This window comes from Methylocella sp. CPCC 101449, from assembly GCF_031921685.1.
Lineage (GTDB): Bacteria > Pseudomonadota > Alphaproteobacteria > Rhizobiales > Beijerinckiaceae > Terripilifer.
Window position 1 is genome coordinate 566858 of record NZ_JAPDHU010000003.1, and the last position, 16012, is coordinate 582869.

Consider the following 16012-nt stretch of genomic DNA (forward strand, 5'->3'; position numbering starts at 1 on the left):
GGTTATTCTTTGGTCTTGAGGCCTTTGAGCTTGGCAAAGACGGAGTCGACGTCGATATCGTCTTCGGCTTCGTCCTTATGGGCGGCCTGGCGGGCGCCGAAAACATCTTCCTCGCTCGCCGGCTGGGCGCGCTCGGCGTCATGGTCGCGCGGCGCGGTGGTGATCTCGGCCGGGACCAGGGTGGCGCCGCTATCGGGCACCGGCGGCCGATCCTTGTTGGCGCGCGCCACTTCGAAGTCGAGGTCGATCTGCGAGCACAGACCCAAGGTCACCGGATCGAGCGGCGACAGATTGGCCGAATTCCAATGGGTCCGTTCGCGGATCGCCTGCAGCGTCGTCTTGGTCGTGCCAACCAGACGCATGATCTGCGCGTCCTTCAATTCCGGATGGTTGCGCAGCAGCCAGAGAATGGCGTTCGGACGATCCTGGCGGCGCGACAGCGGCGTGTAGCGCGGGCCACCACGACGCTTGATTTCCGGCAGGCGCACCTTGGAGGCGGCCAGCACCAGCTTGTGCTCCGGATTGGCTTCGCCCCGGGCGATCTCATCGCGGGTCAACTGACCGGAGGTGATCGGATCATGCCCTTTGATGCCGGCCGCCACTTCACCATCGGCAATACCTTTCACCTCGAGCGGGTGCAGTTTGCAGAAATCGGCAATCTGATCGAAGGACAGCGAGGTGTTCTCCACCAGCCAGACCGCGGTCGCTTTGGGCATCAGCGGGGCGTTGTTCATCGTAAACTCCTGAAAGCCGTGGCGAGGACGTGGGCGCGCTGCGCCGGGCTCCGGCCCGGCCGAGGCTAAGCCTCAAATACACACATCCATGACGGGGATGCCGTTATATACGTTCCGGGCCCCGAAATGGCAATGCTCACTGTCCGCTGGCCGTCGGCCGGCCCTGACGGGCCTCTTTGGGCGAACAGCCGTAAGCCTGCCCGAACAAAGTGGAAAAATGTTGCTGACTGCGAAATCCGCAATTCAGCGCTATCATCTTGATTGTTTCGGATTTTCTCGTCGGATCGAGGAGTATTTTACGGCTGCGCTCAAGCCGTCGGAGCTTGATTTGTTGGGCAACCGACTGACCTGCCTTTTGGAAAAGTTGGTGCAGGGCGCGCAGCGATACCCCAACACCCGCCGCCACCTGGGCTGGATCGAGGTCGGCGTCAGCCAGCCGGCTGTCGATCACCGCGCAACAGCGGGCATAAAGCTGGTCTTGGCTCACCGTCAGCCCACGGCTCTTGGCCGGCCACTGCCTTACCAACATGCAGAACATGTCGGTCAGCCGCTCGGCATAGGCCGAGGCCGCTTGGTCCGGGATCGCCTCCCCTTCCGCCGCCAACGCCAGCAGGAGTGCAGACGAAATGCGGCCGATCCCACCGGTCGCCGGAAAAGCCTCCAGAACCCGATGCTCAGGCGCCGCCATGGCGGTCCGTAGCAGACCGGTGGGAATCTTCAGCGCCACGAGATCCGTCCGGCGCCGATGCGCCAATCGATAAGGTGCCCCAAGATCGAAGAGCGTGAAACAGCCCGCGCGAAGCAGCAGGCTGCGGCCATATTGTTCAAGCTCCAGCTCTCCTTCGCGCAGCAGTGCGAAGGCAAAGGCATCTTCGCCATCGCGTGCCACATGTCGATGAGTCCGCACGGCTTCTTCGTTCGCACTCGCCACTTCGGCGACAGTGAGACCGGCGATCGACACATGGCGGAAGCGACCGAAGAACGGCACATCCTCGCGGGTGCGCATGGCCACCTGGCCGAAGGCATTGTTGATGATACCGTTCCAAACAAGCCCGGTTTGAGCGACCCGCGCCGTTTCCGCGCCGATCATGACGCCCCTCCCCACAATGACGGCCAAGAACCACGCAAAGCTTAGTCCCAGGGACACCGAAAGCAACGCACTTTTCAACACAGCGCATGAAAGCGTTCAGCACCGTGCATTCCCACGCCAATGCCTTGCCCGCTTTGGTCACGACGCGCATCAACGCGGCGGCGCGGAGGGGCGCCGGAGGGAACGATCATGTCAATATCCGCGCGGTTCACACGCCGCACTCTGCTGCGATCAGGAGCTGCCACGCTGGCCACACCGGCATTGATCGGCACGGGCCTGCCGCAATCCAACAATGTCATCAAGATCGGCTTCGTCACGCCGCAAACTGGTCCGCTCGCCGCCTTCGGCGGCGCAAATGCGTTTTTGATCGCGCAAGTTCAGCAGGTGCTCCGCGATGGCTTGACGAAAGGCGGAACGCGCTACCGCATCGACATCCTCACCAAGGACAGCCAATCGAATTCGACCCGCGCCGCTGAAGTGACTGCCGAGTTGATCCTGCACGACAAGGTCGACCTCATCCTCACCGGCGGAGCGCCCGATACGGTCAACGCGGTCTCGGATCGCGCCGAGATTGACGGCGTGCCCTGCATCGCCACCGCTTGTCCCTGGCAGCCGTGGTTCTTCGGTCGCTCCGGCGACCCGGCAAAAGGCTTCGAATATACGTGGCTATTCTGTTTCGGTCTCGAGGACATTCTCGGCGCCTTCATTGGCCTGTGGGCGCCGCAGCCGACCAACAAGGTTGTCGCTTGTCTCTTCGCCAATGATGCCGATGGCAATGCCTGGGGCCAGAATTTTCCGCCCGCATTGAAGAAGGCAGGCTTCACCGTCGTCGAACCTGGCCGCTATCAACCGATGTCGAACGATTTCACGGCGCAGATCGGCGCCTTCAAGGCGGCTGGCGCCGAGATCGTCACCGGCACCATGATCCCACCGGATTTCGCCACCTTCTGGACCCAGGCTGCACAGCAAGGCTTTCGGCCCAAGATCGCCACCATCGGCAAAGCTTTTCTGTTTCCCGCCGCCGTCAGTGCCTTTGGCGATCGGGCACTAGGGCTGTCATGCGAAGTACCATGGTCACCCGACTTTCCGTTCAAATCAGGACTGACAGGCCAAAGCGGTGCCACGCTGCTTGCCGCCGCCCAAAGCGCTCATGGTGGCCGTGATCTGGGCTTCATTCTCGGCCTGTTCCATGCGCTTTTTGAAGTGGGCATCGACGTACTGAAACGCGCGCCCACAGTGACGCCGGATGGTATCGTCGCGGCGATCCGCGACACCTCCTACGAGTCGATCGTCGGCCGCGTCGACTGGAAATCGAAATCCGGCCCCGTCGCCAATGTTTCGCGCACGCCTATCGTCGCGGGCCAGTGGGAGCGCGCGGCAGCGGGTGCGCCCCTGCATCTCGCCATCAAGAGCAATGCCGGACATCCGGACATTCCCGTCAGCGGCACGCTCAAACTGCTCTGAGCCACTTCCATCATCACAAGGAGGACCTCTATGGAAATTGAATCCATCAATGATCTGCTGAACCCAGGCTATCTGCCATTCGAGTCCGGCTACAAACAGCTCAAGGACGAGCGTTGGCTGGTCGCAGCCTTAACGCGCATGCAGGGCTGTCGCGCCAAGATGATCGATTGGTGGTTCTCCTGGCTTGGCGGTATCGATCAATATATTTTCTGGCATCCGCGCGATCACGTGTTCAGCGACTGGGAGAACCGTGTCGATGGCAAGTATATCGGCAGCTCACACCTGGTGCATGAATATCTTGGCGGCGAAGGCAGCCCGCTCTACAAGCTGCGCATCAACATCCGCGATCCGAAAGAATTCTACGATCCGAAGCGCTTCGAACAATCGGGCGCGTTCGCCATCACCGCCATCATCGGTGATCTCGAACACCCGGTGAATTTCGGCCGCATGACCCATTTCATCCGCGATACGGACTATGGTTGCGAGATGCGCAGCCGCTTCTGGCTTGGCTACATCGCCAGCCGCGATCCAGCCGTGACGTTTACGCAAGACCAACAGCGCGAGATACGTCGCCAACATGTGACGGAAGAGCTCGCCCGCCGCCTACATCAGCATGCGGTGGAGGAAATGGGCTATCTCGCCGAAGTCCTGCCGACGCTCTATCGCCGCGTCACGCAAGACAACTCGTTCTGAGATCCAATATTGGAAAAAGCGGCACGCTACAGCGTGCCGCACACATTATGAATCGAACAGGCTCGATACGCTGCGCTCTTCGGCGGTGCGGCGCACCGCTTCGCCGACCAATTGGGCGATGGAAATGACGCGGATGTTCTTAGCCACCCGCACCGCCGCCGTCGGCTCGATCGTATCGGTCAGCACCAGTTCCTTGATGCTCGACGAGGATATGCGCGCCACCGCGCCCCCCGACAGCACGCCGTGGGTGATGTAGGCGTAGACCTCGCGCGCGCCCTGCTCCATCAGCGCGTCGGCAGCATTGCACAGCGTTCCACCGGAATCGACGATGTCGTCGACCAGGATACAGCTCTTGCCTCGGACGTCGCCGATGATGTTCATCACTTCGGATTCGCCGGCGCGCTCACGCCGCTTGTCGACGATGGCGAGTGGCGCATCGATGCGCTTGGCGAGCGCGCGGGCGCGCACCACGCCACCGACGTCGGGCGAGATCACCATCGTGTTCTTGAGATCGAGCCGCTCCTTGATGTCGCGCACCATGACCGGCGCGGCGAACAGGTTGTCGACCGGAATATCGAAAAAGCCCTGGATCTGGCCGGCATGGAGATCGACGGTCAAAACGCGGTCGGCACCGGCGCGGGTGATCAGGTTGGAAACCAGTTTGGCGGAGATCGGCGTACGTGGGCCGGGTTTACGATCCTGGCGGGCATAACCGAAATAGGGGATCACGGCGGTGATGCGGCGGGCCGACGCGCGGCGCAACGCATCCATCATGATCAGCAGTTCCATCAGATGGTCGTTGGCGGGAAAGGCCGTCGACTGGATGACGAACGCATCGAGACCGCGGACGTTTTCCTGGATTTCGACGAAAATCTCCATGTCGGCAAAGCGCCGGACTTGGCACTTCGCCAGCGGCATGCCGAGATAGGCGGCAATAGCCTCGGTCAAGGCGCGGTTGGAATTACCTGCCAGGATTTTAAATTTTTCGTCCATGCCAGAAGGCCCCGCGCCCGCAAGCAGAATGCGAAAAGACCGTTTTTCGCGAAATCCCGCTTGAACTCTAAGAAACGTGATCTGTTGCGCCGCTCCTTATCAAGCCGAGGCAGAGCCGACAACACGATGGGCGGGACGAGGTAAATCTTCCACCGTTAATCGTGCGGCGTGACGTTCTGGCAACAGCCCTGTGGACGGCGCAAAGCCCTCAATCGGCCCTCAATCGAGGGGCGCGAACCCCTGGGCGCGGACCGGCAGGGTGGCCGGGCGAGCCGCTTGCGCCACCGCCGCGCCAGCCGCCGAACCCGAGGCGGCCACCGCTTCCGGCGAATTTGTAAGGAAACCAGCCAGATTCTCGGCTGTTAGCCCGGCAATACTGGTCAAAACCTGCTCGTCGACCGCGCCCCACGGATTGCCAGCCGACCCACGCACGGTGATGGAATCGTCCATCCGCTGCCGCCGGACGCGTTTTTGGTCGTAAACGTCCCAAACCCAGGCCACGGCGACGCCGCTTTCGGCCGGATAGGCACTCATATGTCCTTGAACGACGAAATTGGCGCTGCCCGAATCGGCAGTCACGATGTCGCGGCTGGCCAAAGCGGTGGACATGGCGGCAACGAACCGGCTCACCACCTCCGGCGGTGCCCCATCCAGCGACTTGAACGCCACCGTCACGCTCGACGGCAGCACCCCCGGCCGCATGGCGATGCGCGGCGATCGGGTGTCGGTGGCACTGGCGACCAAGCCGCCCCCCGTGTCGGAACAGCCGCCGAGCCACGGCGAAAACGCCAGTAGCACGGACGCCGCGAGCAAATGTCGCGCCTTCATCATACTCAACCTGAACCTGTTACCAATTGGCCTGCTCCAGCGAACCGTGCGGCCTTGCCAAGATTGGTAACGGGAAATGCCCGATCGGTCCAGCTTGGGGACAACCTATCCACCTTGCCACAATCTGACAGGAGCAAAGGCAGGAAGGCGCCTTCCAACCCGGCGCCAATGCGCCTAAATCTCAGCCATGAGCCGCGTCGTCAGCCGCCCACCCCAATCCATGCCAGCATCCGAAGCGGATGCCGCCGTGCCGTCGGAAGAAAAATCCGTCGACGCGCCGAACTTTTCCGACGAAGAGGCCGAAAGCGACGACGATCTCGAACAGTATCTCGGCCAGGATCTGGGGCCGGTGCTGGTCGCCGACGAAGCGACACCGCCCGAGCCTGGCTCCATCCAGCATGGCGTCGAGGTCATCCGCGCCAATCTGAAACACGCACCGCTCGGCCCCGGCGTCTACCGCATGATCGCCACCGACGGCGAAGTGCTCTATGTCGGCAAGGCGCGCAGCATCCGCCGGCGCATCGCCTCTTACGCGCGCGAGGCCGGCCATTCCAATCGCATCGCGCGGATGATCGCGCTCACCGCCTCCATGGTCTTCGTCTCGACGGAGACCGAGACCGAGGCGCTGCTGCTCGAAGCCAATTACATCAAGCAGATGAAGCCGCGCTTCAACGTTCTGCTGCGCGACGACAAATCCTTTCCCTATATCGTGCTGACCGGCGATCATGTCTCGCCGCAGCTCACCAAACATCGCGGCGCCCGCAACCGGAAGGGCGATTATTTCGGCCCCTTCGCCAGCGTCCAGGCGGTCAACCGCACGCTCAATGCCCTGCAGCGTGCCTTTCTCCTGCGCTCCTGCACCGATTCGTTTTACGAAAACCGCACCCGCCCCTGCCTGCTCTGGCAGATCAAGCGTTGCTCAGGCCCCTGCACCGGCGAGATCAACCACGAGGACTATGCCGCGCTCGTCGGCGAAGCGCGCGACTTCCTCTCCGGCAAGAGCCGCACGGTGCGCGAACATCTGGCGCAGGACATGAACGCCGCCGCCGAAGCGCTGGAATTTGAAACCGCCGCCCGTCTGCGCGACAGGATCGCGGCACTCTCCACCATTCAAGGCACCCAGGGCATCAATCCCCGCACGGTGGAAGAGGCCGACGTCTTCGCCATCATCGAGGAAGCTGGCCAGTTCGCCATCGAGGTCTTCTTCTTCCGCACCTATCAGAACTGGGGCAATCGCACCTATTATCCGCGTGCCGATCGCAGCCTGACGCCAGGCGAAGTGCTCGATGCCTTCCTGGCGCAGTTCTACGCCGACAAGCCGGCGCCACGCCTCGTCCTGCTGTCGCACGACATCGAAAACCGCGACGTCCTGGCCGAAGCCTTGAGCGCGCGCGCCGGGCGCAAAGTGGAAGTCGCCATCCCGCAACGGGGCGAACGCCGCGAATTGGTCGAGCACGCCACCCAGAACGCCCGCGAAACCCTCGGCCGCAAACTGGCCGACACGGCGGCACAGGAAAAGCTCTTGGCGGCACTGGCGGAGGCGTTCGGTTTCAACCGCACCTTGCAGCGCATCGAGGTCTACGACAACTCGCACATCATGGGCACCAATGCTATCGGCGCCATGATCGTCGCCGGCCGCGCCGGCTTCATGAAAGCGCATTACCGCACCTTCAACATCAAGAGCACCGACATCACGCCGGGCGACGACTACGGCATGATGCGCGAGGTGCTGATGCGCCGCTTCGCCCGGCTGAAAAAAGAAGAAACTGCCTCGGAGACAGGCGAAACGGAGAAAGCCGACACCAGGCCGAGCGATGCTTTCCCGTCACGGCCCGATCTCATCCTCATCGACGGCGGCAAGGGCCAGTTCGAGGAGGCGCGCAAGGTGCTGACCGAACTCGGCATCGAAGGCGTCGAACTCGCCTCCATCGCCAAGGGACCGGACCGAAACGCCGGCCGCGAGACCTTCTTCGTCGAAGGCCGCGAGCCGTTCAAACTGCCGCCGCGCGACCCGGCGCTTTATTTCGTGCAACGCCTGCGCGACGAAGCCCACCGTTTCGCCATCGGCACCCATCGCGCCCGGCGCAAGAAAGACTTCGTGCGCAGCCCGCTCGATGAAATCGCCGGCATCGGCCCTGCCCGCAAACGCGCTCTGCTGCAGGCTTTCGGCACCGCCAAAGCCGTCGCCCGCGCGGCCCTGTCCGACCTTGAAAAAGTGCCCGGCGTCAATGCGGCGACCGCCAAACTAATCTATGATTTCTTTCATGATAAGGCGTGACGATCGCCGCAGAGACGGGCGCCCTCATGTCTGCTGATCCGCCCAAACCGCCAAAGCCACATACATTGGCCGATCACCGCTTCGGCGCCGACGCCGATCACGTCCATGCACCGGGCGAAGAGCACGACCACGATCACGACAATGACGGCCATGAAGTCCTGGAGCCCGGCTCGCAAGCCCTCGAACTGGTGCCACTCATCAGTCTCGGCATCGATATCGGCTCATCGAGCACGCAGATCATTTTCTCCCGGCTGATGATGCGCGGACCGGGCGAACCGCTGGCCATGCGCCGCAATGCCAAGAGCCGCGAAACGCTCTATCGCTCGCCCATCGCCATGACGCCCTTCACGGACACCAACACGATCGACGCGGCGCGGCTGCGCGCCACCATCGATCGTGCTTACGCCGCCGCAGGCCTCACCGCCGACGATATCGAAACCGGCGCCATCATTCTGACCGGCGCGGCGGCGGAGCGCGACAATGCCGAGGCCATTCTGCAAACACTGAGCGAGGAGAGCGGCGAACTCATCGCCGCCGTCGCCGGCCATCATATGGAAGCAGCCCTCGCAGCTTATGGATCAGGCGCGGCCGAGACCTCGGGGCGGGATGGCTTGCGCCTGCTCAATGTCGACGTTGGCGGTGCCACTACCAAACTGGCGCTCATCGAAGCCGGCCGCGTCCGCGCCACGGCGGCGCTGCGCGGCGGCGGCCGCCTCATCGCACTCGATCGGCAAGATCGCATCACAAGACTGGACGACGCTGCCCGCGCCTTCGCTGAACGCATCGGCCTTGACTTGCGGCGCGGTGCCACCGCCACGCACGACGACCTGCAACGCCTGGCCGAAACGATGGCCGACACCATCGCCAGTGCCCTGATGGCAAACGGCGAACCCGATCGCGACAACCTCCTGACGGCCCCGCTCCCGCCGCTGCACGGCATCGACGGCCTGCAATTCTCCGGCGGCGTCGCCGAATATATTTACGAGCGCGAGAAGCGCGATTTCGGCGATCTCGGCTGGCGGCTCGGCCGCGCGCTGCGCCAACGCTGCGAGGATGGGCGCATTCCCTGGCCGCTGCTGCCATCCGGCGAATGTATCGGCGCCACCGTGCTCGGCGCGTCCGAATTCACCGTACAGATGAGCGGCGCCACCAGTTTCATCACCTCCCCAGCAAAACTGCTGCCGCGCCGCAATCTGCCGGTGCTGCAACCGCCCTATGATTTCTCCGGCGCGGTCGATACCGAGGCCCTCGCACAGAGCATCAGGGATCACCGCCGTGCCTTCGGCGACAACGATCCCGTTAGCGAGCGGGCCTTTGCCTTTCGCTGGCGCGGCGATGCCTCCTGGCCAAGGCTCAGCGCCTTCGCCAGAGGGGTGAGCCTCGGGCTCGCCGACCGGATCGCCACCGGGAACCCGCTCTGGCTGATCTGCGAGGGGGACGTCGCCCTCAATCTTGGCGGGCTGCTGCGCGACGAGCTTGGGGTCATCAACGACATTCTGGTGATCGACGGCATCGTCTTGCGTGATTTCGACTATGTCGATCTCGGCCGCATCCGCCTGCCCTCGGGTACTTTGCCCATAACCATTAAATCCCTGACTTTCGGCCAACAGAGCCCGTGAATGGATCTTGGATAGGCGGCGTCCCACTGCACCGGCGCTCGATTCACGCCCACAATGTCCGTTTTCGCAGGGACTTTTCAGTAAGGTAGCGCTTGCTTTGGTGATAAAATAAACAAAATACGGCTATAGTCTCGTCAATCGGGAGTGAATGGCAGGAATGACCTTGGTATCGACACAGGCCTTTGACGCGGCGCTGGTAGAGGAGATCGCGCGCGACGAGCAGGCGAAGGCGCTGAGCTTTTTCGGCGAGGCCTGCGGCCTCTCGGCGGCGCTGCTGCCGATCCTGCATCGGCTGCAGGACACGTTCGGCTATGTCGATGACCAAAGCTGGCCGATCATCGCCCGCGTGCTGAATATTTCTCAGGCCGAGGTGCGCGGCACCACCAGTTTCTATCATGATTATCGCCATGCCCCCGCCGGGCGGCACGTGCTGAAACTCTGCCGCGCCGAAGCCTGCCAGTCCATGGGCGTCGAAGCTCTCGCCGATCATCTTCGCCACCATCATCGCCTCAATGCCGGCAACACCTCCGCCGATGGCGGATTGACGGTCGAGAACGTCTATTGCCTTGGCAATTGCGCTTTGTCGCCGGCGGCACTATTCGACGATCGCCTCGTCGGTCGTCTCGATGAAGCCCGGCTCGACGCGCTCGTGGCGGAGGCTGCCCGATGAGCGCCGTGCGCATCTTCGTTCCCCGCGATGCGGCCGCTCTCTCGGTCGGCGCCGACGATGTGGCCACCGCTCTCGCCCGCGAAATCAAAGCGCGCGGCCTAGATGCCACGATCGTGCGCAACGGGTCGCGCGGCATGCTCTGGCTTGAACCGCTGGTCGAAATCGAGACCGCGCGAGGCCGCATCGGCTATGGTCTGGTGCAGGCGGGCGACGTCGCCTCGCTTTTCGATGCCGGCCTGCTCGATGGCAAAAGCCACGCGCTGTGCATCGGCCGTGTCGAAGATCACGACTATTTCAAGCGCCAACAGCGGCTCACCTTCGCCCGCGTCGGCGTGATTGATCCGCTCTCATTGGACGATTATCGCGCCCATGGCGGCTTGATCGGTCTCGAAAAGGCCCGCGCCTTGGCGCCCGCCGCCATCGTCGAGGAAATCGTCGCCTCCGGCCTGCGTGGTCGCGGCGGCGCCGGCTTCCCGGCCGGCATCAAATGGCGCACGGTGCTGGAGGCACAGGGTCCGCAGAAGTTCATCGTCTGCAATGCGGACGAGGGCGACAGTGGCACCTTCGCCGATCGCATGCTGATGGAAGGCGATCCCTTCCTGCTCGTCGAAGGCATGGCCATCGCTGGCCTCGCCACCGGCGCGACACGCGGCGTCATCTACATCCGTTCCGAATATCCGCACGCGATCGCGACGATGCGCGAAGCCATCGCCATCGCCCGGCGCGCCGACCTCCTGAATGCCCGTTTCGATATCGAGATTCGTGTCGGTGCCGGCGCCTATGTCTGCGGCGAGGAAACCTCGCTGCTCGAAAGCATCGAGGGCAAGCGCGGCCAAGTGCGCGCCAAGCCGCCGCTGCCTGCGCACAAGGGCCTGTTCAGCTGCCCGACCGTGATCAACAATGTGCTGACCTTGGCCGCCGCGCCGACCATTCTGGCGGAAGGCGGCAAGGCCTATGCCGAACAGGGCATGGGCCGTTCGCGCGGCACCTTGCCGTTCCAGATCGCCGGCAATGTCAAACGCGGCGGCTTGTTCGAAGCGCCCTTCGGTCTGACCCTGCGCACCCTGATCGAAGACATCGGCGGCGGCACCGCCAGCGGCCGGCCGCTGCGCGCGGTCCAGGTCGGCGGCCCGCTCGGCGCCTATTTCCCCGAAAGCCTGCTCGACACACCGCTCGACTATGAAGCCATGGCCGCCAAGGCCGGCCTGCTCGGCCACGGCGGCATCGTCGTCTTCGACGACACCGTCGATATGGCCCATCAGGCCCGCTTCGCTTTCGACTTCTGTGCCATCGAGAGCTGCGGCAAGTGCACGCCTTGCCGTATCGGCTCGACGCGCGGCGTGGAGACCATCGACAAGATCACCCAAGGCCAGAATGTCGAAGCCAACATTGCTCTGGTGAAGGACCTCTGCACGGTGCTGACCGACGGCTCGCTCTGCGCGCTCGGCGGTCTGACACCGATGCCGGTGATGAGTGCCCTCACCCATTTCCCTGACGACTTCCGTCGCAGCGCCTTGCACGCCGCTGCCGAATAATTGAGATCGCCGAGAAACATCATGCCGCTCGATCGCGAACCTGATTTTGGAACCCCGGCCCGCACCAGCGTCACCACCGTGACGCTGACCATCGATGGCGCTTCCGTCACCGTGCCGGCTGGAACGTCGGTGATGGCCGCCGCCATGCATGCCGGCACGCAGATCCCGAAACTCTGCGCCACCGACATGGTCGAAGCCTTCGGCTCCTGCCGCCTCTGCCTCGTCGAAATCGAGGGCCGTCGCGGCACGCCGGCCTCCTGCACCACGCCGGCTGAAAACGGCATGGTCGTGCGAACACAGACGCCGCGCCTCAGCACGCTGCGCCGCGGCGTCATGGAGCTTTACATCTCCGATCATCCACTCGACTGCCTGACCTGCTCCGCCAACGGCGATTGCGAGTTGCAGGATATGGCCGGCGTGGTCGGTCTGCGCGACGTGCGCTATGGCCAGGATGGGGAAAAGCATCGCACCGTCGCCAAGGACGAGAGCAATCCCTATTTCACTTTCGATTCCTCAAAATGCATCGTCTGCTCGCGCTGCGTGCGCGCCTGCGAGGAAGTGCAAGGCACATTCGCGCTGACCATCGACGCGCGTGGCCTCGCCTCGAAAGTCTCGACCGGCACCGCTGATTTCCTGACGTCGGAATGCGTCTCCTGCGGTGCTTGCGTGCAAGCTTGCCCGACGGCGACGCTGAACGAAAAGACCGTCATCGAAATGGGCACGCCAACCAAGGCAACCGTCACCACCTGCGCCTATTGCGGCGTCGGCTGCTCGTTCCGTGCCGAAACCCAGGGCGACCAGGTGATCCGCATGGTGCCCGACAAGGCCGGCAAGGCCAACGAAGGCCATTCCTGCGTCAAAGGCCGTTTCGCCTGGGGCTATGCGACCCATAAGGATCGCATCACCAAGCCGATGATCCGCGCCAAGATCACCGATCCCTGGCGCGAGGTGAGCTGGGAGGAGGCCTTCGCCTATGCCGCTTCCGAGTTCAAGCGCATCCAGGCGCAATATGGTCGCGATTCCATCGGAGGAATCACCTCGTCGCGCTGCACCAATGAGGAAACCTTCCTGGTGCAGAAGCTGATCCGCGCTGGCTTCGGCAACAACAATGTCGACACCTGCGCCCGCGTCTGCCATTCGCCGACGGGCTATGGCCTGAAGACCACCTTCGGCACATCGGCCGGCACGCAGGATTTCCGCTCGGTCGAAAAAGCCGATGTGGTTCTAGTCATCGGCGCCAATCCGACCGACGGCCATCCGGTCTTCGGTTCGCGCCTGAAAAAGCGCCTGCGCCAAGGTGCTAAGCTGATCGTCGCCGATCCGCGCCGCATCGATCTGGTGCGCACGCCCCACGTGGAAGCTTCCTATCACCTGCCGGTCATGCCCGGCACCAATGTGGCGCTGCTCAACGCCTTGGCCCATGTCATCGTCACCGAAGGCCTGGTGAAAGAAGACTACGTGCGTGAGCGCTGCGACTGGCAGGACTTCGAAGTCTGGGCGCGCTTCATCGCCCAGGACATCAATTCGCCAGAAGCGACCGAAGCCAAGACCGGCGTGCCGGCAGCCGACGTACGCGCCGCAGCGCGGCTCTACGCGACCGGCGGCAATGGCGCGATCTTCTACGGCCTCGGCGTCACCGAACACAGCCAGGGCTCAACCACGGTGATGGCCATGGCCAATCTCGCCATGGCGACCGGCAATATCGGCCGCGACGGCGTTGGCGTGAATCCCCTGCGCGGCCAGAACAACGTGCAAGGCTCCTGCGATATGGGCTCGTTCCCGCACGAGTTCTCCGGCTATCGCCACGTCTCCGACGACGCGACGCGCGAGATGTTTGAGAATCTCTGGGGTGTCGAACTGTCGGCCGAACCCGGCCTGCGCATTCCCAACATGCTCGATGAAGCGGTCGGCGGCCGTTTCAAGGGGCTCTACATCCAGGGTGAGGACATCGCCCAGTCCGACCCGAACACGAAGCATGTGACATCAGGCCTGCGCAATATGGAATGCGTGATCATTCAGGATCTGTTTCTGAACGAGACCGCCAAATATGCCCATGTGTTCTTCCCCGGCTCGTCCTTCCTGGAGAAGGACGGCACGTTCACCAATGCGGAACGGCGCATCAGCCGTGTGCGCAAGGTGACGCCGTCCCTGTCCGGCCTGGCCGATTGGGAAATCACTTTGCGCTTCGCCGAAGCGCTCGGCTACGAGATGACCTACGATCATCCCTCTCAGATCATGGACGAGATCGCGCACCTGACGCCGACCTTCACCGGCGTCTCCTATGCGCGTCTTGACGAACTCGGTTCGATCCAATGGCCGTGCAACCAATCGGCACCAGAAGGTACGCCGATCATGCATGTCGATCGCTTCGTGCGCGGCAAGGGCAAGTTCATGGTCACCGAATATGTGCCGACCGACGAGAAGACCGGGCCGCGCTTCCCGCTGCTGCTAACCACCGGCCGTATTCTCTCGCAGTATAACGTCGGCGTGCAGACCTCGCGCTCGCACAACAATGTCTGGCATTCGGAGGACCGGCTCGAAATCCATCCCTTCGATGCGGAGGAGCGCGGCATTCGCGATGGCGATCTCGTCGCGCTGCAAAGCCGCTCCGGCGACGTATCGTTGCGCGCCTTGATCACCGACCGGGTGCAGCCGGGCGTCGTCTACACCACGTTCCACCATGCCAAGAGCGGCGTTAATGTCATCACCACCGACTATTCCGACTGGGCGACCAATTGTCCGGAATATAAGGTGACGGCGGTGCAGGTGCAGCGCACCAATCGCTATTCCGACTGGCAGAACGAAGACCGCGAGAATGCCGATCTCTTGCGCATGATCGAGGGCAGCATGAGCCATGCCGCCGAGTGACGACCAGAAACGCCCGGCCTTCATGCGCAGCCGGACGCGCACCTTCGACTATACCGACGCGATTTCGGACGCCGGCATGCGCAGCGTGCCGGTGGAAACGGCCGTCAACATCGTCTATGCGCCGGTGCCCTATGCCGTGATGATGGCGACGCCGCAGGATCTGGAAGATTTCGCCATCGGTTTCAGTTTCACCGAAGGCATGATCGACGGTGTCGAGGACATTCGCGACATTGCCGTCGAGGAAGACGAACGCGGCCTTCGTCTCATCGTTTCGCTGGCCGCCGACAAATTGCAGCGCCATCTGGCACGGGCCCGCAAGATCGCCGGCGTCACCGCTTGCGGCGTCTGCGGCATCGATGACCTCGCCTCCTTGCCGCAGGTCAAGCGCCGGTTCCCCGGCGCCGCTTTGCGCGCCGATGCCATTTCGACGGCGCTCGGCCAGTTGCGCAAGCATCAGCCCTTGAGCGTCGAGACCGCGGCGACCCATGCCGCCGCCTGGTGCGCGCCCAACGGCGCCATCCGCGCCGTGCGCGAGGATGTCGGCCGCCACAACGCGCTCGACAAGCTGATCGGTCATCTCCTGCGCGAGAAGGCCGATCCATCGGACGGCTTTGTGCTGATCACTTCACGCTGCTCGTTTGAAATGGTGGAGAAGACCGCTGTGTTCGGCGCTTCGGCGCTCGTCGCCATTTCGGCGCCGACCTCGCTCGCCATCGAACGTGCCAATGCCTATGGCATGACCTTGGTGGCCATCGCGCGCGCGGATGGCGCCATGGTCTTCGGCAATGCCGGCAAGATCATCAGCACGGTCGTCACAGGAGAAACAACGCGGTGAATAACGAGACCACGCTGGTGCGCATGGCCAATCAGATCGCCACCTTCTTCCGCTCGCAGCCGGAGGAACAGGCCATCGCCGGCACGGCCGATCACATCCACAGCTACTGGAACAAGGTGATGCGCCGCGACATCTACGCCTATATGGACCAGGGCGGCACGGGGCTCGATCCCCTGGCACTCAAAGCACTGGAGCAACTGCGCGCCAGCGAGAAGAGCCACAACGCTTCATAGTTCGGCTTAGCCGAACGCCATGACGACGTGTCCTCTAGTGCCAGTTCGCCCAGGCATCGTGGCCGATAAAGGCCACGGTGAAAAACAGTACGCCAAACGTGGCGCAGATCAGCAACCTTGAAACGGCTTCGGGTTCGTTCCTGAACATCGCATTCGCTCCTTCGCCCGCTCC

Annotated in this window: 13 protein-coding genes; 9 read left to right on the top strand and 4 right to left on the bottom strand. The window is 63.1% G+C overall.

Features of this window, described 5'->3' with window-relative positions:
• Positions 1 to 2: 2 nt before the first annotated feature.
• Together OIM99_RS22860 and OIM99_RS22865 are read right to left on the bottom strand one after the other, a co-directional pair.
• Entirely contained in the window at positions 3 to 734 is a 732-nt protein-coding gene (locus OIM99_RS22860; RefSeq protein ID WP_311852788.1) for a cell cycle transcriptional regulator TrcR, read from the bottom strand.
• Between the two features lie 136 nt (positions 735 to 870).
• Positions 871 to 1824 (bottom strand): helix-turn-helix domain-containing protein, encoded by a 954-nt coding sequence (locus OIM99_RS22865; RefSeq protein ID WP_311852789.1) that lies wholly within the window; start codon positions 1822 to 1824, stop codon positions 871 to 873.
• Between the two features lie 189 nt (positions 1825 to 2013).
• Here OIM99_RS22865 and OIM99_RS22870 point away from each other — a divergent pair, with 189 nt between their 5' ends.
• Positions 2014 to 3288 carry an ABC transporter substrate-binding protein gene (locus OIM99_RS22870; protein WP_311852790.1) on the top strand — a complete coding sequence of 425 codons (1275 nt, stop codon included), beginning with the start codon at positions 2014 to 2016 and terminating at the stop codon, positions 3286 to 3288.
• 30 nt (positions 3289 to 3318) lie between these two features.
• Positions 3319 to 3981, top strand: a complete 663-nt coding sequence (locus OIM99_RS22875; RefSeq protein ID WP_311852791.1) for a DAPG hydrolase family protein — start codon at positions 3319 to 3321, stop codon at positions 3979 to 3981.
• Positions 3982 to 4026: 45 nt separating this feature from the next.
• Here the strand turns inward: OIM99_RS22875 and OIM99_RS22880 are convergent, their stop codons facing one another.
• Positions 4027 to 4974, bottom strand: a complete 948-nt coding sequence (locus OIM99_RS22880; RefSeq protein WP_311852792.1) for a ribose-phosphate pyrophosphokinase — start codon at positions 4972 to 4974, stop codon at positions 4027 to 4029.
• Between the two features lie 219 nt (positions 4975 to 5193).
• A complete protein-coding gene (locus OIM99_RS22885) occupies positions 5194 to 5802 on the bottom strand; it encodes a hypothetical protein (protein ID WP_311852793.1) in 609 nt (202 codons plus the stop codon).
• Between the two features lie 220 nt (positions 5803 to 6022).
• Here OIM99_RS22885 and uvrC point away from each other — a divergent pair, with 220 nt between their 5' ends.
• The 7 genes from uvrC (at position 6023) to OIM99_RS22920 (ending at position 15840) form a co-directional block, all read left to right on the top strand.
• Positions 6023 to 8080, top strand: coding sequence for an excinuclease ABC subunit UvrC (gene uvrC, locus OIM99_RS22890; RefSeq protein WP_409371561.1), 2058 nt, complete (start codon positions 6023 to 6025; stop codon positions 8078 to 8080).
• Between the two features lie 26 nt (positions 8081 to 8106).
• Positions 8107 to 9699 carry an ethanolamine ammonia-lyase reactivating factor EutA gene (locus OIM99_RS22895; protein ID WP_311852795.1) on the top strand — a complete coding sequence of 531 codons (1593 nt, stop codon included), beginning with the start codon at positions 8107 to 8109 and terminating at the stop codon, positions 9697 to 9699.
• 157 nt (positions 9700 to 9856) lie between these two features.
• The gene (locus tag OIM99_RS22900; RefSeq protein WP_311852796.1) at positions 9857 to 10369 is read left to right on the top strand and encodes an NAD(P)H-dependent oxidoreductase subunit E; all 513 of its coding nucleotides are present in this window, start codon (positions 9857 to 9859) and stop codon (positions 10367 to 10369) included.
• Complete coding sequence (locus tag OIM99_RS22905; protein WP_311852797.1) at positions 10366 to 11904, top strand: NADH-ubiquinone oxidoreductase-F iron-sulfur binding region domain-containing protein; 1539 nt, start codon at positions 10366 to 10368, stop codon at positions 11902 to 11904. The genes OIM99_RS22900 and OIM99_RS22905 overlap by 4 nt, the downstream gene beginning before the upstream one ends.
• A 21-nt stretch (positions 11905 to 11925) precedes the next feature.
• Positions 11926 to 14772 (top strand): formate dehydrogenase subunit alpha, encoded by a 2847-nt coding sequence (fdhF, locus tag OIM99_RS22910; protein WP_311852798.1) that lies wholly within the window; start codon positions 11926 to 11928, stop codon positions 14770 to 14772.
• Positions 14759 to 15607, top strand: a complete 849-nt coding sequence (gene fdhD, locus OIM99_RS22915; RefSeq protein ID WP_311852799.1) for a formate dehydrogenase accessory sulfurtransferase FdhD — start codon at positions 14759 to 14761, stop codon at positions 15605 to 15607. Before fdhF ends, fdhD begins: the two co-directional genes overlap by 14 nt.
• Positions 15604 to 15840 carry a formate dehydrogenase subunit delta gene (locus OIM99_RS22920; protein ID WP_311852800.1) on the top strand — a complete coding sequence of 79 codons (237 nt, stop codon included), beginning with the start codon at positions 15604 to 15606 and terminating at the stop codon, positions 15838 to 15840. The genes fdhD and OIM99_RS22920 overlap by 4 nt, the downstream gene beginning before the upstream one ends.
• Positions 15841 to 16012: the final 172 nt, after the last annotated feature.